20 protein-coding genes are annotated in these 20600 nt (G+C 67.6%); 3 read left to right on the top strand and 17 right to left on the bottom strand.

From position 1 onward, the window contains the following. Window positions 1–120 precede the first annotated feature (120 nt). The gene (rpmI, locus tag AC1DFR_RS04430) at window positions 121–315 is read right to left on the bottom strand and encodes a 50S ribosomal protein L35 (RefSeq protein ID WP_003798720.1); all 195 of its coding nucleotides are present in this window, start codon (window positions 313–315) and stop codon (window positions 121–123) included. 115 nt (window positions 316–430) lie between these two features. Continuing rightward, entirely contained in the window at window positions 431–1531 is a 1101-nt protein-coding gene (gene infC / locus AC1DFR_RS04425) for a translation initiation factor IF-3 (RefSeq protein WP_476872806.1), read from the bottom strand. Between the two features lie 437 nt (window positions 1532–1968). Here infC and AC1DFR_RS04420 point away from each other — a divergent pair, with 437 nt between their 5' ends. Further along, window positions 1969–2355: a DUF1844 domain-containing protein gene (locus tag AC1DFR_RS04420; protein ID WP_476872805.1), complete on the top strand. Its 387-nt coding sequence runs from the start codon at window positions 1969–1971 to the stop codon at window positions 2353–2355. 139 nt (window positions 2356–2494) lie between these two features. On the opposite strand, the gene AC1DFR_RS04415 is transcribed toward AC1DFR_RS04420, so the two are convergent. The 8 genes from AC1DFR_RS04415 to AC1DFR_RS04380 all read right to left on the bottom strand — a co-directional run bounded on the left by AC1DFR_RS04415 (window position 2495) and on the right by AC1DFR_RS04380 (window position 8808). Continuing rightward, window positions 2495–3808 carry an MFS transporter gene (locus tag AC1DFR_RS04415; RefSeq protein WP_028277241.1) on the bottom strand — a complete coding sequence of 438 codons (1314 nt, stop codon included), beginning with the start codon at window positions 3806–3808 and terminating at the stop codon, window positions 2495–2497. A gap of 62 nt (window positions 3809–3870) precedes the next feature. After that, the gene (locus tag AC1DFR_RS04410) at window positions 3871–4812 is read right to left on the bottom strand and encodes an SseB family protein (protein WP_476872804.1); all 942 of its coding nucleotides are present in this window, start codon (window positions 4810–4812) and stop codon (window positions 3871–3873) included. Window positions 4813–4826: 14 nt separating this feature from the next. Continuing rightward, entirely contained in the window at window positions 4827–5573 is a 747-nt protein-coding gene (gene priA, locus AC1DFR_RS04405; protein ID WP_079551296.1) for a bifunctional 1-(5-phosphoribosyl)-5-((5-phosphoribosylamino)methylideneamino)imidazole-4-carboxamide isomerase/phosphoribosylanthranilate isomerase PriA, read from the bottom strand. A gap of 40 nt (window positions 5574–5613) precedes the next feature. Continuing rightward, window positions 5614–5772, bottom strand: a complete 159-nt coding sequence (locus AC1DFR_RS04400) for a hypothetical protein (protein ID WP_164468561.1) — start codon at window positions 5770–5772, stop codon at window positions 5614–5616. After that, complete coding sequence (gene hisH / locus AC1DFR_RS04395; protein WP_476849458.1) at window positions 5773–6522, bottom strand: imidazole glycerol phosphate synthase subunit HisH; 750 nt, start codon at window positions 6520–6522, stop codon at window positions 5773–5775. Further along, the gene (hisB, locus tag AC1DFR_RS04390; protein WP_476849457.1) at window positions 6519–7145 is read right to left on the bottom strand and encodes an imidazoleglycerol-phosphate dehydratase HisB; all 627 of its coding nucleotides are present in this window, start codon (window positions 7143–7145) and stop codon (window positions 6519–6521) included. The genes hisH and hisB overlap by 4 nt, the downstream gene beginning before the upstream one ends. A gap of 71 nt (window positions 7146–7216) precedes the next feature. Further along, entirely contained in the window at window positions 7217–8335 is a 1119-nt protein-coding gene (locus tag AC1DFR_RS04385; protein ID WP_476872015.1) for a histidinol-phosphate transaminase, read from the bottom strand. A 68-nt stretch (window positions 8336–8403) separates the two neighbouring features. Next, entirely contained in the window at window positions 8404–8808 is a 405-nt protein-coding gene (locus AC1DFR_RS04380) for a LysM peptidoglycan-binding domain-containing protein (protein WP_476849495.1), read from the bottom strand. 517 nt (window positions 8809–9325) lie between these two features. On the opposite strand from AC1DFR_RS04380, the gene lexA reads away from it, so the two are divergent. Then, window positions 9326–10075, top strand: coding sequence for a transcriptional repressor LexA (gene lexA / locus AC1DFR_RS04375; protein ID WP_230008558.1), 750 nt, complete (start codon window positions 9326–9328; stop codon window positions 10073–10075). A gap of 113 nt (window positions 10076–10188) precedes the next feature. On the opposite strand, the gene AC1DFR_RS04370 is transcribed toward lexA, so the two are convergent. After that, a complete protein-coding gene (locus AC1DFR_RS04370; RefSeq protein WP_476872803.1) occupies window positions 10189–12324 on the bottom strand; it encodes an ATP-dependent DNA helicase in 2136 nt (711 codons plus the stop codon). Continuing rightward, complete coding sequence (hflX, locus tag AC1DFR_RS04365; RefSeq protein WP_223913986.1) at window positions 12317–13915, bottom strand: GTPase HflX; 1599 nt, start codon at window positions 13913–13915, stop codon at window positions 12317–12319. The genes AC1DFR_RS04370 and hflX overlap by 8 nt, the downstream gene beginning before the upstream one ends. A gap of 563 nt (window positions 13916–14478) precedes the next feature. Here hflX and AC1DFR_RS04360 point away from each other — a divergent pair. After that, a complete protein-coding gene (locus tag AC1DFR_RS04360) occupies window positions 14479–15093 on the top strand; it encodes a class I SAM-dependent methyltransferase (protein WP_230008613.1) in 615 nt (204 codons plus the stop codon). On the opposite strand, the gene dapF is transcribed toward AC1DFR_RS04360, so the two are convergent. The 5 genes from dapF to recA all read right to left on the bottom strand — a co-directional run bounded on the left by dapF (window position 15074) and on the right by recA (window position 20515). Then, window positions 15074–16027 carry a diaminopimelate epimerase gene (gene dapF, locus AC1DFR_RS04355; protein ID WP_028277231.1) on the bottom strand — a complete coding sequence of 318 codons (954 nt, stop codon included), beginning with the start codon at window positions 16025–16027 and terminating at the stop codon, window positions 15074–15076. The genes AC1DFR_RS04360 and dapF overlap by 20 nt on opposite strands. Before the next feature lie 51 nt (window positions 16028–16078). Continuing rightward, the gene (gene miaA / locus AC1DFR_RS04350; protein WP_476872830.1) at window positions 16079–16984 is read right to left on the bottom strand and encodes a tRNA (adenosine(37)-N6)-dimethylallyltransferase MiaA; all 906 of its coding nucleotides are present in this window, start codon (window positions 16982–16984) and stop codon (window positions 16079–16081) included. Window positions 16985–17168: 184 nt separating this feature from the next. Further along, window positions 17169–18626, bottom strand: coding sequence for a tRNA (N6-isopentenyl adenosine(37)-C2)-methylthiotransferase MiaB (gene miaB, locus AC1DFR_RS04345; RefSeq protein ID WP_476872829.1), 1458 nt, complete (start codon window positions 18624–18626; stop codon window positions 17169–17171). A 214-nt stretch (window positions 18627–18840) separates the two neighbouring features. Further along, a complete protein-coding gene (locus AC1DFR_RS04340; RefSeq protein WP_476872802.1) occupies window positions 18841–19476 on the bottom strand; it encodes a regulatory protein RecX in 636 nt (211 codons plus the stop codon). After that, window positions 19463–20515 (bottom strand): recombinase RecA, encoded by a 1053-nt coding sequence (recA, locus tag AC1DFR_RS04335; RefSeq protein WP_018774457.1) that lies wholly within the window; start codon window positions 20513–20515, stop codon window positions 19463–19465. The genes AC1DFR_RS04340 and recA overlap by 14 nt, the downstream gene beginning before the upstream one ends. Window positions 20516–20600 lie beyond the last annotated feature (85 nt).

Raw genomic sequence — 20600 nt, 5'->3', positions numbered from 1 at the left:
GCGTACTCCTTAGAAAATTTCTGATCCCAAGCGTCTACTGCCGGAACGGTCCGGCTGGCCTGAGAAGCCTTTTTGGTAGTTGACTGCTGCCAGGCGGCGAACAGTCAGAGAACTTGGAACTTAGATGCCGAGCATCTTCCGGATGACCTTGGCGTCGCCCTTGAAGACGATCTTGTCGCCGGCAAGGCGACGGGTCAGCCGGGAGGACTTGTGCTCGAGGTAGTGGCGGCGGTTGGCCTGCTGGCGGCGCAGCTTGCCGGTACCGGTCAGCTTGAAGCGCTTCTTAGCACCGCTGTGGGTCTTCATCTTCGGCATGGGAACCGATCTCCTTACGTATCCGCAGAAAAGTCTGCAGCTCTTTCGTGCAGCCACCCCTGCGGGCGGCGTGCTGGTTGCCTGCTGCCGGACATTGCTGTCCGCCAGCCGTGAACTAGTTGGTCTTCTTGGTGCCAGGCTTGGCGGCTGCCCGGGGGGCGGCCGGCCGTGCGGCGGGCTTCGGCGCTGCGGGCCTGGGTACCGGCTTCGGAGCAGCAACCGGCTTCGGTGCTGCTGCCGGAGCGGCTGCCTTTTCCTCGGGAGCCTTCGCTGCTGCCGGGGCCGGAGCGGCCTTCGGAGTCGCAGGAGCCTTGGCTGCTGCCGGCTTCTCGGCGGCCTTCGGAGCCGCCGAAGCCTTCGCTGCTGCCGGCTTCTCGGCCGCCTTCGGAGCCGCCGAAGCCTTCGCTGCTGCCGGCTCCTCGGCTGCCTTCGGTGCGGCTTCCGCCGGCACGTCCTGGGCGGGGGACTCGTCGGCCTTGGTCTCTTCGACCGGAGCCGCTTCAACCTTGGCTTCTTCAACCTTGGTCTCTTCGACCTTGGTCTCTTCAACCTTGGCTTCTTCGACGGGTGCCTCCGCTGCGGGTGCCTCCGGCGATACGACGTAGCCTTCCGGCAGGAGGTCCGACAGCGTCTGGGTCAGCGGGGCGTTGCCACCGGAGACATCGACGCGTCCCGAAGCCTTGGCTTCGTTCTCAGCCTTGGCTTCTGCGCGCTGCGTTGCGCGGCGGGCCTCCGCCTTGGCTTCGGCCTTGTTCTTCAGCGGGCCAACCACCATGACCATGTTGCGGCCATCGATGCGCGGGCTGGACTCCACCACACCAACTTCGGAGACGTCGTCGGCGAAGCGCTGGAGCAGGCGGATGCCCATCTCGGGGCGCTGCTGCTCGCGGCCGCGGAACTGGATCATGGCCTTGACCTTGTCGCCGGCACCGAGGAAGCGGAGCGCGTGTCCGCGCTTCGTTTCGTAGTCGTGGGTGTCGATCTTCAGGCGGAAACGGATTTCCTTCAGGACCGTGTTGGTCTGGTTCTTCCGGGCCTCGCGTGCCTTGACAGCGGCTTCGTACTTGTACTTGCCGAAGTCCATCAGCTTGCACACCGGAGGCTTCGCCTGCGGTGCAACTTCAACGAGATCAAGATCGGACTCGGCAGCCAAACGCAGGGCATCCTCAATACGGACAATTCCTACTTGTTCGCCTGCAGGGCCGACCAGCCGCACCTCGGGGACGCGGATACGCTCATTGATTCTTGGCTCGCTAATGTTAAAGCTCCTGTGTTCGTGAGGGGTATTCCACCGGCAAAAAGAGAAGGCCCCCAATTGCCGGAGCAATCGAAGGCCTCGAGATCGGAACTGCCGCCCTCAATGGGGCAACATGCACTTCCTGCGGACCGGAGTCCGAGGTAGTGCCCGACCAGGTACCCGGCAACCTTGACTCCTTGACAGGAGGGGCTTCCCGAAGGAAGTTTCGCGGCTGACGCGGGTGGGAGAGAACTCCGCTTGCAAACTAAAGCCAACTCTACAGAAAGACACCCGTTCAACGCACGTATGCGTCGCCGGGCGCCAACTTCAGTGACAAGCACTGCCAGTCAGAACACTGCATTCTATAAAAGCTTGAGAATAACGACATTTAGTCGGTCTGTGACAAGCTTACCAGCATGAGCACTTCAGATAGTAATTCCCACGTCTTCGAGCCCGCGGCAGCCCAGACGGACGTCTCGCAGCAGATCCGCGACATCTCGGAAGTCCCCTCGATCGAGGTCATCACCACGGCCGCCGTGCACCTGATGAGCGCCGCCGCGGTAAAGCTCGGCCTCGCCGCCGAGGAAAATGCCCAGGACCTCAAGGACCTGGACGAGGCCCGCAAGCTGATCACCGCCCTCGCCGGTCTGGTGACCGCGGCGGCGCCCGAAATCGGCTCACAGCACGCTGGACCGTTGCGCGACGGACTCCGTTCGCTTCAGCTGGCCTTCCGCGAAGAATCGATCATCCCGGACGCTCCGGGCAAGGGCCCGGGCGAGAAGTACACCGGCCCCGTCAACTAAGCACCCGTCAGCCAGGACAACGCCGGCGTGCGGACCACCCAGGTCCGCCCGCCGGCGTCGTTATTTTCCGTCCGCAGGATTTGCCGTTCACAAAGCCCGGGCGCGTGCCCGGAGTGGCGCAATGGCGGCAGGCCCGCGTTCAGACGCGGGCCAGGCGGCTGCGCCGGACCTGTTGCAGGGCCAGTCCCACCAGGCAGAGGGCCACGCCCGCCAACCCCACTGAGACGAAGCCGGCCGACGGGCCGATGAGGTCAATGAACAGCCCGGCAAGCGGCGCGCCCAGGGCCACTCCGCCGGTGAGCGATGACCCGTACCAGCCCATCGCCTCGCCACGCCGGCTTTCATCCACCAGTTCGGCCACCTTTTCCGAGGCCGCGGACAACACCGGCGCGCACAGCAGACCCGGCAGCAACGCGAGCAGGCTGAGCGTCCAGACGTCGGTCGCGAAGGCCATCGGGACCGTCAGCGCTGACATCCCCAGCAACAGGAGGATCGGGGAAACGGCCCGGTGCATGGCACCGTAGAGGACGCCGCCCACCACCGAGGCCGCGCACCAGAAGAGGAACACGATGCCGATTTCGGCCTGGTGGCCGCCGGTCTGGAGCGCCGCGACGATGCCGACGTCGGTGCCGCTGAGGACCATGCCGGCACCGGCGCCGACGGCAAACACGGCGGCTACGGCGGCGGTGAACCAGCTGAAGTTGTGGATGACCCTGTGGCGCAGGCCGGATCCCCGCCGGCGGCGCTCCTCGGCGGCGGCCGCCAGGGGTGCCAGTTCGGCTGCTGCCTCCTGCAGGTGGGCCGGCGCGGCGGCGACCACTGCGGCTTCCGCGCACTCCAGCTCCTGCGCCTCAAGCCCGGCGTCCGGGGAAGCACTCCGGGTGGGCGGGTTGAACCACATGAGGAAGAGCCCGGAGACGGATGTGGCCACTCCCACGACTGTCAGGCCCAGGACGGACTGGCCGCTGGTGGCGACGACGGCTCCGACGGCCGGGCCGATCATGAAGACCAGCTCGGTGGCGATGGCGTCGAGCGCAAAGGCAGTCCGGCGCTGTTCCCCGGGGGCCAGAACGCCCAGCGACTGCCGCACCACGCTGAAGATGGGCAGGGTCAGCAGGCCCCCGATGAAGACCAGGGGCAACAGGGCCTCGTAGGACACGTGCGGCACGATCGACCAGATCACGGCCTCGGAGACCACAGACGGAATCAGCGCCTTTCGCAGCCCCACGGTGTCGACCCGGCGTCCGCGCCAGGGCGCGCCGACGGCGATACCGATCGTCATCACGGCGGCGGCCGCTCCGGCGGCGGCGTAGCCCTGGCCGAGGGTCAGGACGATGTGCAGGGTCAGCAGGACGCCGGCCGCCGAGTGCGGTATGCGGGCGATCATGCCGACCAACAGGAGGCGCCTGATGGGCCGGATCGCCAGCAGCTGACGGTAAAGCGCGAAATTCACGGACTATATCCTTCTGGTACTGCCCACGGCAGCACCGGGAGGTCCCCCCGTTGGGCCGTCAGCTATGGTGCTGCGCGCTGCAGCTTGACCTCGATCGAATCAACCCGCTCGGCAAAGATTTCATTCCGGGCCCAGGCGTTATTGAGGCCGGCGACGATCGACTGCACGCCGGCGGCGTCGAGACCGTCTTCAAGGTAGAGGACCACACGGAGTTCCGGGCCGGCTCCCCCACCGGGGAGCCGCCTGCCATCGGCCGTGGCCGAGGCAACTCCACCCCCCAGATGAATTTCAACACGGCGGACCGCCGGAAAGCCAACCGCGCTTTCCCCGAGTGCCCCCGCGAGATCGGGATCGGCGTATGACGGCGTCCATGGCTGCTGCTGGGCGAGGGCCCAGACTGCCGGCCGGCGGACCACGAACGTCACTTCCGAGCCGGGATCGAGCACGAGCAGCTCCGCGCCTTCCGCGACCGCTGACAAGGCGGCCCGGGCCGCGTACACGGCGACCGGCCTGGCCTCCGGGTGCCACGCCGTCAGTGACGCCGCCGAGGTGAACACCGGCATGGCCGTCCGCCCGTCCGGCGCCTTGAGCGTCACCAGGGCCATGTCGGCCTGCTTGTCCGAGTGCAGCGGATCCCCGTTGGGCCCGGCCGCGGCCTCGCCCTCTTCGGCGAGCTGGGCGAGAATTGGCACGAACACCCGGGCGGTGGCCAGCGCGGCCACCACGGCCGCCTCGTCGCCAGTGCCCGCGGCGAGGTCGGACAAAGCCGCCAGATAGCCGGCGTCGGCGGTGCCGTCGTCGTCGTCGAAATTATGGATCTTGGCGTCATTGCCGGACAGGCTGCGCCCAGCCCAGGGTTGGCCGGCGGAGTCCGTGGCCCCGCCGGCGCCGGCAAGGGCCGCCGCGATATGCCCGGGCAGATGCCGGATGGGACCGGCCCCGGTCCCTGCCTGCACTGTCTCGTGGGGGTTATTGGGGTCGTGGGTGTCGTGGGAGTGCGTCATGGGCGCCTTCGCCGCTAGCGGCGGCCGGCGACGTCGAGGGCCTCGGGCAGGGTGAAGTTGCCATTGTAGAGGGCCTTGCCGACGATGGCGCCTTCGACGCCGAGCGGCACCAGGGAGCGCAGGACCTTGAGATCCTCGAGGCTGGAAATGCCGCCGGAGGCGACCACCGGCTTGCCCGTTTTCTCGACCATCTGGCGCAGGAGTTCGACGTTGGGGCCCTGGAGCGTGCCGTCCTTGGTCACATCGGTCACGACGTACCGGGCGCAGCCGGCGTCCTCGAGGCGGCCGAGCACGTCCCAGAGGTCCCCGCCTTCCTTGGTCCAGCCCCGGCCGGCGAGGGTGGTGCCGCGGACATCCAGGCCGACGGCAATCTTGTCGCCGAAGCGCTCGATCACCCGGGCCGTCCATTCCGGGTTTTCCAGTGCCGCCGTGCCCAGGTTGACGCGTGCGACGCCGAGGTCGAGGGCCTTCTCAAGGGATTCGTCGTCGCGAAGGCCGCCGGAGAGCTCCACCTTGATATCGAGCCGGCCGACGACCTCGCGCAGGAGCTCGGCGTTGGAGCCGCGCCCGAACGCGGCGTCCAGGTCGACCAGATGCACCCACTCAGCCCCCTGCTGCTGCCAGTTGAGGGCGGCCTCCAGCGGGGTGCCGTAGCTCGTCTCGCTGCCGGCTTCGCCCTGTACGAGCCGGACGGCCTGTCCGTTGACGACGTCGACGGCGGGCAGGAGCTCGAGTACGGGCAGCGGGGTTTCGGTGGTCATCGTGGAGTCCTCAGCTTGGGGATGGGGGTGGGAGGGGCGGTCAGGACGCCGGCAGGGTCAGGAGGTAGGCGGCCAGCAGTGACATGCCGGCGAGGATGTAGAAAACGATCTGCACCCAGAGCGGACTTTTCTGCTGGCGGAAGGAGATCCCGCCGCCAACCAGCAGGCCGGCCACGCCCATGAGCACCAGGGACCACATCTAGGCGGTCCCTTCCGGGGCTGCGGTACGGTCCGGGGCTGCGGGGCGCAGGCTTTGGACCCAGTTGCGCAGCAGCCGGGCGCCGGCGTCGCCGGACTTCTCCGGGTGGAACTGGGTGGCACACAGCGGGCCGTTTTCCACGGCCGCGATGAACGGGGCACCGTGGTCGGACCAGGTCACCAGCGGCGCAGCCATCCGCGGCTGGATGACGTCGAAGTCCCACTTCTGGACACCGTAGGAGTGCACGAAGTAGAAGCGCTCGTCCTCAACCCCGGCGAAGAGCCTGGACCCTTCGGGGACGGCGACGGTGTTCCAGCCCATGTGGGGCACGACGTCGGCAGGCAACAGTTCCACCTTGCCGGGCCACTCCCCCATGCCCTCGGCTTCGGTGCCGTGTTCGACGCCGGCCTCGAACAGCACTTGGAGCCCGACGCAGATGGCCAGCACGGGGCGGCCTCCGGCGACACGGCGGCCGATCATGCGGATGGCGTCAACGGCCTTGAGTTCGCGCATGACGGTTTCGAAGGCGCCGACACCGGGGACGACGAGGCCGTCGGCATTGAGGACATCCTCAGGCTTGGAGCTGAGGATGACTTCGGCGCCGGCCCGCTCCAGCGCGCGGACGGCGGACCGGACATTCCCGGAGCCGTAGTCCAGCACCGTAACTGTGGGCTTTCCCTGCGGGGAGACCGGCTTGGCCGCGGCGGCGGGGTCGATGATGGCCCCGTCGCGGAGCACCGGGCCGGTCACAAAGCACCCTTTGTCGACGGGATGCCCTCGACGCGGGGATCCGGCTCGACGGCTGCGCGCAGGGCACGGGCAAAGGCCTTGAACTGGGCCTCGACGATGTGGTGGGGGTCACGCCCGGCAGTGACGTTCATGTGCAGGCAGATCCCGGCGTGAAGGGTGATCGCCTCGAAGACGTGGCGGGTCAGGGAGCCCGTAAAGTGGCCGCCGATCAGGTGGTATTCCTGGCCTGCCGGCTCGCCGGCGTGGACCAGGTAGGGACGGCCGGAGACGTCCACGACAGCTTGCGCGAGGGCCTCATCGAGGGGAACGGTCGCCTCGCCAAAGCGGCGGATCCCGGCTTTGTTGCCCAGAGCGGTCCGCAGAACCTCGCCGAAAGTGATGGCCACGTCCTCGACAGTGTGGTGGACATCGATGTGGGTGTCGCCGGTGGCCTTGACGGTCATGTCGATCAAGGAGTGCTTGCTGAGGGCCGTCAGCATGTGGTCGTAGAACGGGACCGACGTGCTGATGTCTGAAACGCCGGTGCCGTCCAGGTTGATCTCGACCAGGACCGAGGACTCGCTGGTGGTCCGTTCCATGCGTGCGGTCCGGCCCTCGGCGGCGGTGGATCCGGTGGTGCTCATGTAGATGTGTCCTTTGGAAGAAGGCAGGGTGTTGGGCAATCTGGCGGGGACGATTGGGCTCCCCACCAAGTCTAGGCCTGCGGCTTTGCGGAGCCGGCCAGGATGAGTTCAAGTGCCTCCAGGAAGGCTGTGGTTTCTGTCTCAGTGCCGGCGGTGACGCGCAGGTGCCCCGGAATACCGACGTCGCGGATGAGGACACCGGCGTCCAGCATGCGCTGCCAAACCTCATGGGGGTTCTCGAGGCCGCCGAAGAACACGTAGTTGGAATCAGACGCGGCCGGGGTCAAGCCCAACCGCGTCAGTTCCGACACGATCCGGTCGCGCTGGCGCTTGATGTCCTCGACGTCCGCCATGAGCGCCTCCCGGTGGCGCAGGGCAGCCAGGGCCGCAGCCTGGGTGATGGCGGAGAGGTGGTACGGGAGACGCACCAGGCGCAGGGCATCCGCGACCTCCGGGGCCGCGGCCATGTAGCCGAGCCGCGCACCCGCGAGGGCGAAGGCCTTGCTCATGGTGCGCGAGACGATGAGCCGCTCCCGGCCAGGCAGCAGGGTGAGGGCACTGGGCGTGCCGTCGTGGGCGAACTCGTGATAGGCCTCGTCAACGATCACGATGGTCTGGCTGGCCTCGCCGGCCTCATAAACAGCCTCGACCACATCAAGGCCCAGCCCCGTGCCGGTCGGGTTGTTCGGGGAACAGAGGAAGACAATGTTGGGCTGAAGCTCGCGGACTTGCTGTGCCGCCGATTCCGCGCTGAGCCCATAGTCGGACGCGCGGACCCCGACGACGTACTCCGTATCCGTGCCGGAGGCCAGCAGCGGGTACATCGAATACGTGGGAGGGAACCCGAGGGCCGTCCGGCCAGGGCCTCCGAAGGCCTGGAGGATTTGCTGAAGGACTTCGTTGGAACCATTCGCGGCCCAGATGTTCTCCGCGTCCAGCCCATGGCCAAGGTATTCGGCGAGGGCTTCGCGCAATTCGGTGAATTCGCGGTCCGGATAGCGGTTCAGCCCGGCAGCGGCGGCGCTCACGGCTTCGGTAATCGCGGCGCGGACATCGGCCGGGACCCCATGGGTGTTCTCGTTGACGTTGAGCAGGATGGGGACGTCCAGCTGCGGCGCGCCATACGGACGCAGGCCACGCAGATTGGTTCGGAGGGGCAGTCGGTTGAGGCGCTCAAGCTGGTCAGTCACGTGACCAGTTTAAGTGGTAGCGGGACGGGCGCTGAAACTGTGACGCCCGCGACGGCACCCGGGGGTGGCTACTTGGACGGAACAAACAGTTGCTGGCCCGGCATCACACGCGCGGCGTCCAGATTGTTCAACTGCACGATATCGGCCACAACATCGCGGGGATCGCGCTCCGGGGCCACCGACCCGGCAATGGCCCAGAGGGACTCCCCCGGTTGGACTGTGACGGATACGGTCGGCGTCACCGAGAGCTGGTCTGCGGAATCTGCCGCTTTCGCGGGAGCGTTGAGGAATCCGCTGAAGGACAGGATGAACGCCGCCAGCAGAATCAGGGGGACGCCGAAAAAGACGAAGCGTCCGCGCCGGGTGAGCCGAAGCGGCGGCTGCTTGGTCCGGCCGCCGGAAACCGCGGCGGCGGCTCCTTGCTGCGCCCGCGACTGCGCGGAGCCGCGGCGCCTGGCGTTGAGCGGGTACACGTTGCCGTGACTGGAACCGCTTTGGGCGAGGCTGCCGCGTCCGATGCTGCGGCTATCCGCTGCGCCACCCGGACCAACACCACGGTGGCGGGTCGTGACGCCCTGAATGTTAGTGCCGTCAAACGCGCTTGAAACTGACATGAACTGAGCCCTCCTGGACCATAAGTTGCCGCCCGGCGTACTCACGTACTCGCCGCCAACCGGCCGAACCTTCGAACATAGAACCGAACATTGCCTGCGAACCCAGATCGTCGGAATCGAACACATATTCGAATCTTGCTGGTTCTGTTTTAGCACTTACTAACGAACGATGTCGAGACTCGCTAGAACAAATGTTTGAAAAAGGTCTGCGGCTGGCCTATTTTTGAGGGACAGGACAACCACTTTCGAACTCCCACTTTCGAACTAACAGTGGGAATTCATTCGTAGTTGATCAGCAGGGTCTGACATTTCAGGCCGGAAGTTCCCGGTGACAGCAGCCACGGCAGCCGGGCGGAACGGAAAGGCGTTGGCGAACATGGCAGCACAAGCCACCGGCGGCAGGGCCACCCCACGGAGCCCGCAGCCCGCCCGGGCCCCCAAGAGCCTCACCGTCCGGCAAAAGAAAATCCTGGAGACCATCCAGCGGTCCGTCACGGACAAGGGCTACCCGCCGTCCATGCGCGAAATCGGCGACACCGTCGGTCTCGCCAGCCTGTCGAGCGTGACCCACCAGCTCTCCCAACTGGAAAAGCTCGGCTACCTGCGGCGCGATCCGAAGCGGCCCCGGGCCATGGAAGTACTCATGCCGCTGACCCTGGACGAGGGGGCCACACCGATATCTGGTATCGAGAAGTCCAGCCCCTTGCGGGCCGTCGGCGGCCTGTCGGTAACCGAGCTCGCCAGCGCCACTGACACGGCAATGGTGCCGTTCGTCGGACGCATCGCCGCCGGCGGGCCGATCCTCGCGGACCAGGTGGTGGAGGACGTCATGCCGCTGCCCCGCCAACTCGTGGGCCATGGCGAACTCTTCATGCTCAAGGTGGCCGGCGACTCGATGATCGACGCCGCCATCTGCGACGGCGACTGGGTGGTTGTCCGCCGCCAGGGTGATGCCGTGAACGGCGATATCGTCGCCGCCCTGCTGGACGACGAAGCCACGGTCAAGACCTTCCGCCAGCGGGACGGCCACACGTGGCTGTTGCCGCAAAACACCCAGTACGAGCCCATCCTGGGCGACCACGCCGTCATCATGGGCAAGGTCGTATCGGTACTGCGCTCCCTCTAAACTGCGCTCACTCTAAACTGCGCTCCCCTTAGCCATCCCGGGCCATGCCGCCAGTTCGGAGCGGCCACCCCGCGGCCGATTTCCGGCGCAGGGTGACGGCCCCGGTTTGGGACTTAAGCTTTCGCGGAGTCTTTCGCCAGGCGCTTCAGGGCTGCCATGGCTATCGATGAATCGGTGGTGGGCCAGAACGGCGGCAGCGCGGCGCGCAGGAAGCCGCCGTAACGCTCCGTGGAGAGCCGCGAATCCAGCACTGCCACCACGCCCTTATCCGAGGTCGAGCGGATCAGCCGTCCGGCGCCCTGCGCGAGGCGGATGGCGGCATGCGTGGCCGAGACGGCCATGAAGCCATTGCCGCCGGACTGGGCCACGGCCCGCGAACGTGCCGTCATCAGCGGGTCGTCCGGCCGCGGGAAGGGAATCCGGTCGATGACCACCAGCCGGCAGGACACGCCAGGGACGTCGACGCCCTGCCAGAGGGACATGGTGCCGAACAAACACGTGTCAGGTTCGTCGGCAAACTGCCGCACGAGCGCCGTCATGGTCGACTCCCCCTGGCACAGGATGCTGAGGCCCAGCCGGGGCCGCATGGCCTCGGCTGCTTCCTCTGCGGCGCGCCGCGAGGAGAACAGGCACAGGGCGCCTCCGCCGGAGGCGCGGATCAGCTTCTCGAGTTCGTCCAGGGCCTCGGGGGACGTTCCGCGGCCGGGTTTGGGCAGGTGCCGGGCTACGTAGAGGATGCCCTGCTTCGGGTAGTCGAACGGGGAGCCGACGTCGACGCCGGTCCAGCTCGGGGCGCCGTTGCCAACCAGGCCCAGGCCGCCGGCGGCGGGTTCGAAGGCAGCGCCGATGGCCAGTGTGGCCGAGGTCAGGATGACGGTGTGGTCCGCGAACAGGCCCTCGCGCAAGCGCCCTGCGACGCTCAGCGGGGCAACATTGATCAACGCCGGCGCGCTCTCGTCCGGCTGGGAGTAGCCCTGCGCCGGGTCGAAGCTGCTGTTGCGGGAGAACCACACGACTTCGCGGTTTTCGCGCGCGGCCAGGAGGCGTTCACAGAGCTCCAGGATGACCATGAGGCGCGAGCGGGCCAGCTGCCGTCCGCCGTCCGCCGACACGGAGCTGTCCCCCTTGGAATCGGACAGGGCGGCGCGGCACGCGTCGCGCAGTTGGTCGATGCAGTCCAGCTGCTCGCTGTTCAGGCCGTTGGGCATCAGCCCGCTGGGGACGCCGTCGATGGCGAGCTCCAGGTGGGCGGCGGCATTGTTCAGCGCATCCACGGTGATGCCCGTGTGCTTCCGGGCCCCGGACGCGGCGGCGTGCACCATCGCCACGGAGAGCTGGCCCGAGACCGCGCCCGTGACGCGGTCCTGAAGTTCGTGTGCTTCATCCACCACGACGACGTCGTACTCCGGCAGGACCGCCAGGCCTTCGAAGGCACTGACGGCGAGCATGGCGTGGTTGGTGACCACGACGTCGGCATCGGCGGCGTTCTGCCGTGCCAGCTCGCTGAAGCATTCGGCCGCGAGCGGGCATTTCTGCGCGCCGAGGCACTCCATGGAGGTGACCGAGACCTGGCGCCAGGCCCGGTCCGTGACGCCCGGCATGAGCTCGTCGCGGTCCCCCGTGGCGGTCTCCTCGGCCCATTCGCGCAGCCGGACAACTTCCTTGCCCAGCTGGGAGGACGGCCCGCCAAGTGCGGCGGCGAAGTGCGGCACGGACGTGTCCTCGCCGAGGGAAAACAGCTGTCCCTCGGAAGGTTCTTCGGACGGGAAGCCGCCCTCGAGTTTGTGCCGGCAGACGTAGTTGGACCGGCCCTTGACCAGGGCGACCTTGACGGGCCGCTCCAGGGCAGGGGTGATGGTCTTAAGCAGCCTGGGCAGGTCACGGCCCACAATCTGCGTTTGCAGCGCCAGGGTGGCGGTGGAGACCAGCGTGGGCTTGTTGCTGGTCAGCGAATGCGCGATCAGCGGAATCAGGTAGGCCAGCGACTTCCCGGTGCCGGTGCCGGCCTGGACCAGCAGGTGATCGCCGCTGTCTATCGCGCGCGCCACCTGCCGGGCCATTTCGTGCTGGCCATCGCGGCTCTGCCCGCCCATGCCGGACACGGCACGGTCGAGCAGCTTAACAACAAACTCCTCGCCGGCCGCGCCGGCAACCGAACCGGCGCCGGTGTCGGCGTCGGCCGGCCCAGCGTCGGCTGGTTCGGCGTCAGCTGGATCGGCGTCGGTCCTGGTCACCGCAGCCTCAGTCATTGCTGATGAAGGGATCCAGTTCGGCGGCGAGTCCTTCACGCACCATCACCACGGCACGGGTCCCGGTTTCCTCGTGGTCGAGGCTGAGGATCTCGGCGTCGCTCTCGTGGAGCTTGCTAATCAGATCCCCGCGGTTGTACGGGATGAGCAGTTCAAGCTTCACGCTGGGCCGCGGAATGCCGTCACTGATGGCCTTGAGCAGTTCCGGAATGCCTTCGCCGGTGCGGGCCGAGACCACCACGTGGCGCGGCTCGCGCTGCTTGAGCCGTTCGACCACGAACGGGTCAGCGGCGTCGGCCTTGTTCAGGACAATGATTTCCGGAACCTTGCGCGCGTCGACTTCGCTGAAGACCGTCCGGACAGCCGCGATCTGGCCTTCCGGATCCGGGTGCGAGACGTCCACGACATGCAGGATCAGGTCAGAGTCGGCGACCTCTTCCAGCGTAGAGCGGAATGCCTCCACGAGCTGGGTGGGCAGGGAACGGACAAAGCCCACGGTGTCGGCCAGGGTGTATCCCAGCCCGTCAGCGGTTTCGGCCTTGCGGACGGTGGGGTCCAGGGTGGCGAACAGGGCGTTTTCCACCAGCACCCCCGCGTCGGTCAGCCGGTTCAGCAGCGAGGACTTCCCGGCGTTGGTGTACCCGGCGATCGCGACAGAGGGCACGGCATTACGACGGCGGTTGGCGCGCTTCGTTTCCCGGGCAGGCTTCATGGCGGCGATTTCGCGCCGCAGCTTGGCCATCCGGGTGCGGATCCGGCGGCGGTCCAGTTCGATCTTGGTCTCACCCGGACCACGCGAGCCCATGCCGGCACCGGCTCCGCCCACCTGGCCACCGGCCTGGCGGGACATCGATTCACCCCAGCCGCGCAGGCGCGGAAGCAGGTATTCGAGCTGGGCGAGCTCCACCTGGGCCTTGCCTTCACGGCTCTTGGCGTGCTGGGCGAAGATGTCCAGGATCAGCGCTGTACGGTCAATGACCTTGACCTTGACGATGTCCTCCAGCCCGCGCCGCTGGGACGGGGCCAATTCGGCGTCGACGACGACGGTGTCGGCGCCGGTGGACATCACGATGGCTTTCAGTTCCTGTGCCTTGCCGGAGCCGAGGAAAGTCCCGGGGTCGGGCTTGGCGCGCCGCTGGACGAGCCCGTCGAGGACCTCGGAGCCGGCCGTCTCAGCGAGGGCGGCAAGTTCGCGCAGGGAGTTCTCGGCGTCCGCGAGGGTGCCCTCAGTCCAGAGGCCGGCCAGGACGACGCGCTCAAGGCGCAACTGCCGGTATTCGACCTCGGTGACGTCTTCGAGCTCGGTGGACAGGCCGGCCTTGCGGCGCAGTGCGTGCCGTTCCTCAAGGTCCTGCTGGTCGCCGTCGAAGTTGGTGTACACCTCGTCCAGGCGGGAGATGGCCTGCGCCTTGCCGAGCACCGACGTCGGGCTGCTGGTGCCAGCACCGGCGGCGGTGCCATGGCCGGTGCCGCCGCCGCGGCCTGGGGCGGGGGTGTCCTTGGAAAGGATCCGGTCGATTACAGCTTGAATCTCTTCAGGGCTCATGTCCTGGGCTGCTGAATCGGGTCCGGTGTTGGGGTGGCTGGTCATGGTCTCCTTTAAAGGTTCGGCTCTTTCAGAATAGTGCCGATTGTTGCTCTGTGGGGCGGTATTCGCGCTGGGCTGACGGCGGGGGGTCATGCGGGCCTCCTGGAATGCCTGCGGCAACGGCGCCGGGGCGGGGCTGGTTCTGTGCGGAGCGGTGGCTGGGTGAACGTAGAGGCGGCTAGGGCGCCTGGCTGCGGGGACACTGGCTGTGTGGGCGGTGCCGGTGCAAACACGTTGAGGTAGGTGCCTCCGCCACGCCGGGCCCGGGAGCGGGACCGGGAGCACGGTGCCCGAAAAACGGTGCCAGCAAGACACGGTGCCTGGGAAGATGGCTGGATTCCAAGTGGTGCGGGCGCCCGCGGGTGAGAAAACTCACCCGTGCAATGGCGCACTCAGCGGAAGGCGTTTACCTGCGTCGCTACGGAGCCCCCCGGCGTCCCTGACAAGGACGGGACGGGACCCGTGCCGGCTACTTGGAGATCAAGATCATGTTTTGTAGCGTAGCAGACGCCGGCGCTCCCACCCGGTTTCCCATACGGACTGGCCGCGAACTAATCTGGCCCATTATGGAGTCTGCACACTATTTCAGCGCCCAGCCGGCCGGGCCCTTTACCCGTAAGCCGCTCACTGTGGATCTTGCCGGTGAGACGCGCCGGCTGCAGACGTCCTCCGGGATCTTCAGCCCGGACGGGATCGACAAGGGAACGGCCGTGCTGCTGGCCGACGTCCCGGCGCCGTCGCCGCAGGGCAACCTGCTGGATATCGGCTGCGGCTGGGGACCGATCGCCCTGACCATGGCCCTGCGGGCACCGCACGCCCAGGTCTACGCGGTGGACGTGAACGAACGCTGCGTGACCCTGACCAATGAAAACGCCGGGCTGTTGGGGCTGCACAACGTATCCGCCAGCACGCCGGACGCCGTGGACCCCGACCTGCGCTTTGACACCATCTGGTCCAACCCGCCGATCAGGATCGGCAAGGATGAACTTCATGCCCTCCTTCGCCTGTGGATTCCCAGGCTGGCGCCGGGCGGATCGGCCTGGCTCGTGGTCCAGAAGAACCTCGGCTCGGACTCGCTGCAGCGCTGGCTCTCGGCGGAGCTCGACGCCAGCTTCAGCGTGACCCGGGAGAGCACGTCGAAGTCGTTCCGGATCCTTCGAATCAGGAAAGCGTCCCGCTAGCGACGATCACGGCCGGGCCGCTGAGTTCGACGTGTTCGTGCCCCTCCGGGCCCAGGAAGAATTTCACGCCGACGACGCCGCCGGGGACGTGGACGTTCCACGCGTCCGGTGCGCCCTGGCCGGCCCAGTGGCGAATCGCGACGGCGGCGGCGCAGGCGCCCGTGCCGCATGACTGGGTCTCCCCCACTCCGCGCTCGTGGACCCGCATGGTGATGGTGCCGGTGCCGTCGTGGACCAGTGGTTCGGAGGGCACAACGAATTCGACGTTGGTGCCGTGCGGCGGCGTCGGGTCCACCCGGGGGGCCGTGAACAGCTGCGTGGCCTCCAGTTCGGCTGTTTCGGCCAGGGCCACGACAGTGTGCGGGTTGCCCATGCTGACGGAGAGGGCGGGCCGTGCGACTTCGAGCCCGTCGGCGCTGACCAGCGAGTCCATGGCCCGCGCGGTCGCCTCGCCCGGGAAAATGAATTCCCAGGGGCCCATGTCCACGGCGTAGCCCGCAGCCGTCCGGACGATCGTCTTGGCACCGCCCCGGGTTCCAATGACGAGCGATTCGCCGGCCGGCAGGTCCACGAGGCCTTCGGCGATGAGGAAGTGCACAAAGACGCGGACTCCGTTTCCGCACATCTCAGAGAGCGAGCCGTCGCCGTTGCGGTAGTCCATGAACCACTCGGCATCGGGGTGCGCGGTCAGCAATTGCTGCCCCTCGGGCAGGAGCCGGGAAGGCACGGCCCGGATCAGGCCGTCGCCGCCGATGCCACGGTGCCGGTCACAGAGCGCCGCGACGTGCTCCGGGCTCAACTCGAGCGCGCCGTTGGGGTCTGCGATCAGGACAAAGTCGTTGCCCGTTCCGTGGCCTTTGGAAAACTTCAGGCCGCTCAGCGGGGCGGTATCGCCGGCAGTACGGTCAGCGGCTACGGCTTGGGATTCGTCCATGCTCCAAGGTTACCGTTCCGCCCCGACCGCTCCGGCACCGTGACCCAAGCGCTACGCCGGAGGCAGAACCGGCGTCGTCCGGCAGAGGCCGGCGGCCTCGGCCACGAGGTCAGGATCGTGCCAGCCCAGCCAGGTGACCCGGGGATCCGCACGGAACCAGGTCAGCTGGCGGCGCGCGAACTGCCGGGTGGCGATGATGGTTTCGTCCGCGGCCTGCTCCACGCTGGAGGCACCGTCGAGCACCCGGAGGAACTGGGCGTAGCCGAGGGCCCGCGGCGCGGTCCGGCCGCTGCGGAGCCCTGCTGCGTCCAGCCGACGGACTTCGTCCAGGAGCCCGCGGTCCACCATCGCGTGGACCCGGTCGGCCAGGCGCTGCCGGAGCAGTTCCCGGTCCACCTCGAGTCCGATCTGGACGGCGGGCTGGAAGTATTGGCGGGCCGGCATGAAGGAGCTGAATGGCCGCCCGGTGAGCTCGAAGACTTCCAGGGCGCGGATGATCCTGCGCTCATCGCCGAGCCTGCCCGCGGAGACGGGGTCCACTGCCTCGAGCCGTTGCCGCAGGGGCGCGGGGCCCGCGGTAGCCAGTTCCGCCTCAAGCCGGCCGCGGATCTCCGGATCCGTGCCGGGGAATTCCAGGACGTCGAGGGCGGCGCGGACGTAGAGTCCGGAGCCGCCGGCCAGGATGGCCCGCTTACCCCGGCCGTGGATGTCGGCGATCAACGCACGGGCCTGCTGCTGGAAGTCCGAGACGCTCGCTTCCTCGGTCACGTCCAGAATGTCCAGCAGGTGATGCGGCACACCGCGGCGCTCCGCCTCGGTGATCTTGGCGGTGCCGATATCCATGCCGCGGTAGAACTGCATCGAGTCGGCGTTGATGACTTCACCGTCGAGCTCAAGGGCGAGGGAGACTGCCAGGTCTGATTTGCCGGATCCCGTCGGCCCGACGACGGCGATCACAGGCGGCGCGGCTGGCCGTGCCCCCTGCGCCGCCGCATTTTGGGCAACGTCCTGCTGGGCCGTGTCCTCGACCGCCGTGGCCTCGACCGCCAAGGCCCGGGCTGTGTCCTCGACCGCTGTGGCCCGGGCTGCTGGGTTCTGGACTGCTTCGTTCCGGGGAGCGCCCTGAGGGCCGGGCACGGCGCTAACGGCCGCGGACCGGGAGGCTGGGCATGCCCAGCGACACGCCGGAGGTGCCCGCCGGGCTGGCCGGGGCGCCGCAGGAATCTGCCTGCGACCGGTCCCAGGCATCGCCGGCACGGGACCGGCGCAGGCTGTAGTCCTCGGCCGAGGCGGGGTCGGAGACGAGGTGGAACGCCGCCGCCTCTGTGATGGTGACAGTCACCAGATCGCCGGGCCGGGGCACTTCGGCTCCGGCGGGCACGGAGAAGTGCACCAGCCGCTGGTCCTGGGACCGGCCGGAGAGGCGGTGGGTTTCCCCAGCCTTACGGCCCGACTGGGCCGTCACCATGACCTCGACGCGGCGGCCAAGCTGCCGGGCGTTTTCCTCGGCGGCAATCCGGTCCTGCAGGGCCGTGAGGCGTTCGAAGCGTTCCTGGACCACGGCCTTGGGCAGCTGGTCCGGCAGGTCCGCGGCGGGCGTGCCCGGCCGCTTGGAGTACTGGAAGGTGAAGGCGGTGGCGAACCGGGACTTCGCCACGACGTCGAGGGTGGCTTGGAAGTCCTCCTCTGTCTCGCCGGGGAACCCGACGATGATGTCGGTGGAGATGGCGGCGTGCGGGATCTTCTCGCGGACCTTGTCCAGGATGCCGAGGAACTTGGTCGAGCGGTAGGACCGCTTCATGTCCTTGAGGACCTTGTCCGAGCCGGACTGCAGGGGCATGTGCAGCTGCGGCATGACGTTGGGCGTCTCGGCCATGGCGTCGATGACGTCGTCGGTAAAGGCGGCCGGGTGCGGGCTGGTGAACCGGACCCGCTCCAGGCCCGGGATGTCGCCGCACGCGCGCAGGAGCTTGGAGAAGGCCTGCCGGTCGCCGAATTCGACGCCGTAGGAGTTCACGTTCTGGCCCAGCAGGGTTACCTCGATGGCACCGTCGTCCACGAGCGCCTGGATTTCGGCCAGGATCTCGCCGGGGCGGCGGTCCTTTTCCTTGCCCCGCAGGGCCGGGACGATGCAGAAGGTGCAGGTGTTGTTGCAGCCCACCGAGATCGATACCCAGCCCGAGTAGACGGAGTCCCGCTTGGTGGGGAGGGTGGACGGAAAGACGTCCAGCGATTCGAGGATCTCCAGCTGGGCCTCATTGTTGTGGCGGGCCCGGTCCAGCAGCGCCGGCAGGGCACCGACATTGTGGGTGCCGAACACGGCATCCACCCACGGGGCCTTCTTGAGGATGGTCTCGCGGTCTTTTTGCGCGAGACAGCCGCCGACGGCGATCTGCATGCCCGGGTTGGCTGCCTTGACCGGGGCGAGGATGCCGAGGTTGCCGTACAGCTTGTTGTCGGCGTTTTCCCGGACCGCGCAGGTGTTGAAGACCACGACGTCGGCCAGCTCGCCGGAGGAGGGGACGTAGCCTGCGGCTTCCAGCATGCCGGCCATCCGCTCGGAATCGTGCACGTTCATCTGGCAGCCGAAAGTGCGCACCTGGTAGGTGCGGGGCTGGGCCGGGGCGGGACTTTCCGGTGCGGAAACGGGGTCCGCACCGAATGTCTGGGGCCCTGCCGGCTGCACCGCCAGTGGCGCTGTCGGAGAAGTCGTGCCGGCCGTTGGGGAGGGAATGGTAAAACTCACCTGTTAAGGGTAACGGGTAAGGGTAGTGGGCAGCGGCTGGGCCAGCGCAGACCCCGGCCCGGCGGTCCTAATCCCCGTCCCCCGCTTGGCCGGCGGCGGCATCGAGCACCTCACCCACCACCCGGAAGGCGAGCGACGGCTGGTATCCCTTGCGGGCCAGCATTGACGCGAGGCGGCGCGTAACTTTGTCGCGTTCGGCCCGGTCTTCGCCGCCGGTGAATCCCCGCAGCTTGCGCTCCACGAGCTCCCGGGCGGCCGTTTCCTCGTCGGCGTCGCTGAGCTGGTCCAGTGCACCGGCAGCGATCTCCGGGTCGATGCCCTTGTCCGCAAGTTCGCGCCGCAAGGCCCCTTTGGCGAGCTTGCGCGTCTGGGACCTGCTGCGGACCCACATGTCGGCGAACTCGGCGTCGTCAACCAGCCGCACTTCCTCGAAGCGGTCCAGCACGGCCTCCGCGACGTCCTCAGGGACGTTGCGCTCGGCCAGCTTGCGCGAGAGCTGCAGCCGGCTCTTGGGCGAAGTCGTCAGCTGCCGCAGCACGATGGCACGCGCCACCGCCGCGGGGTCCGCGTCCCGGTCCTGCCCGGCCGGCGAATCCGCGCCATCGGTGCGGTCCGCCGGCTGATCCGGGCCGGCAAAGCCGGGGGCAGGATTCCGTGATGGAAATCCTGCCCCTTTGCGCCGCCGGCTGTTAGAAGCCGTCAACGGCCTTCAGCTTCGGAGATTCTTCGGTCTCAGCCGGGGCCTTGACGCCAACGCCGAGCTTTTCCTTGATCAGGCGCTCGAGTTCGGCCGCCAGCTCCGGGTTGTCGCGCAGGAAGCGGCGGGAGTTCTCCATGCCCTGGCCCAGCTGGTCGCCATCGTAGGTGAACCAGGAGCCCGACTTCTTGATCAGGCCGTGCTCGACACCCATGTCGATGATGCCGCCCTCACGGGAAATGCCCTGGCCGTAGATGATGTCGAACTCGGCGATCTTGAAGGGCGGGGCCATCTTGTTCTTGACGATTTTGGCCTTGGTGCGGTTGCCGACGGAATCGGCGCCCTCTTTCAGGGTCTGGATGCGGCGGACGTCGATGCGGATGGAGGCATAGAACTTCAGCGCCTTACCACCGGTGGTGGTTTCCGGGGAGCCGAAGAAGACACCGATCTTTTCACGCAGCTGGTTGATGAAGATGGCCGTGGTCTTCGTCTGGCTCAGGCGGCCGGTGATCTTACGCAGGGCCTGGCTCATCAGGCGGGCCTGCAGGCCCACGTGGCTGTCGCCCATGTCGCCTTCGATTTCCGCGCGGGGAACGAGGGCGGCCACGGAGTCGATGACTATGACGTCAAGGGAGCCGGATCCGATAAGCATGTCCATGATTTCCAGCGCCTGCTCGCCGGTGTCCGGCTGGGAGACCAGGAGCGCGTCGGTGTCGACGCCCAGCTTGGCGGCGTATTCCGGATCGAGGGCGTGCTCGGCGTCGATGAAGGCGGCAATGCCGCCCTGGCGCTGGGCATTGGCAACCGCGTGCAGCGCGACCGTGGTCTTACCGGATGATTCCGGACCGTAGATTTCCACGACGCGGCCGCGGGGCAGGCCGCCAATTCCCAGGGCGACGTCCAGTGCGATGGACCCGGTCGGGATGACTTCGATGGGCGCACGGACTTCATCGCCGAGGCGCATGACCGAGCCTTTGCCGAACTGCTTGTCAATCTGGGCAAGCGCTGCGTCGAGCGCCTTCTGGCGATCCGGGGCTGCGGCCATGATTCACACCTCTAATACTTTCTCGCTGTGGAGTGGCCGTGGAGGCCTTTGTCTGTCATCACTGACGCTACTGGCACCCTCCGAC

Source organism: Arthrobacter sp. 05T410, from assembly GCF_056396505.1.
This window is presented reverse-complemented; position numbering and strand designations above follow the sequence as displayed.

Excerpts from the sequence above, each read along its gene's own strand:
- rpmI (WP_003798720.1), bottom strand. The coding sequence starts at position 315 with ATGCCGAAGATGAAGACCCACAGCGGTGCTAAGAAGCGCTTCAAGCTG.
- AC1DFR_RS04420 (WP_476872805.1), top strand. The coding sequence starts at position 1,969 with ATGAGCACTTCAGATAGTAATTCCCACGTCTTCGAGCCCGCGGCAGCC.
- AC1DFR_RS04410 (WP_476872804.1), bottom strand. The coding sequence starts at position 4,812 with ATGACGCACTCCCACGACACCCACGACCCCAATAACCCCCACGAGACA.
- priA (WP_079551296.1), bottom strand. The coding sequence starts at position 5,573 with ATGACCACCGAAACCCCGCTGCCCGTACTCGAGCTCCTGCCCGCCGTC.
- AC1DFR_RS04400 (WP_164468561.1), bottom strand. The coding sequence starts at position 5,772 with ATGTGGTCCCTGGTGCTCATGGGCGTGGCCGGCCTGCTGGTTGGCGGC.
- hisB (WP_476849457.1), bottom strand. The coding sequence starts at position 7,145 with ATGAGCACCACCGGATCCACCGCCGCCGAGGGCCGGACCGCACGCATG.
- lexA (WP_230008558.1), top strand. The coding sequence starts at position 9,326 with ATGGCAGCACAAGCCACCGGCGGCAGGGCCACCCCACGGAGCCCGCAG.
- AC1DFR_RS04370 (WP_476872803.1), bottom strand. The coding sequence starts at position 12,324 with ATGACTGAGGCTGCGGTGACCAGGACCGACGCCGATCCAGCTGACGCC.
- hflX (WP_223913986.1), bottom strand. The coding sequence starts at position 13,915 with ATGACCAGCCACCCCAACACCGGACCCGATTCAGCAGCCCAGGACATG.
- AC1DFR_RS04360 (WP_230008613.1), top strand. The coding sequence starts at position 14,479 with ATGGAGTCTGCACACTATTTCAGCGCCCAGCCGGCCGGGCCCTTTACC.
- dapF (WP_028277231.1), bottom strand. The coding sequence starts at position 16,027 with ATGGACGAATCCCAAGCCGTAGCCGCTGACCGTACTGCCGGCGATACC.
- recA (WP_018774457.1), bottom strand. The coding sequence starts at position 20,515 with ATGGCCGCAGCCCCGGATCGCCAGAAGGCGCTCGACGCAGCGCTTGCC.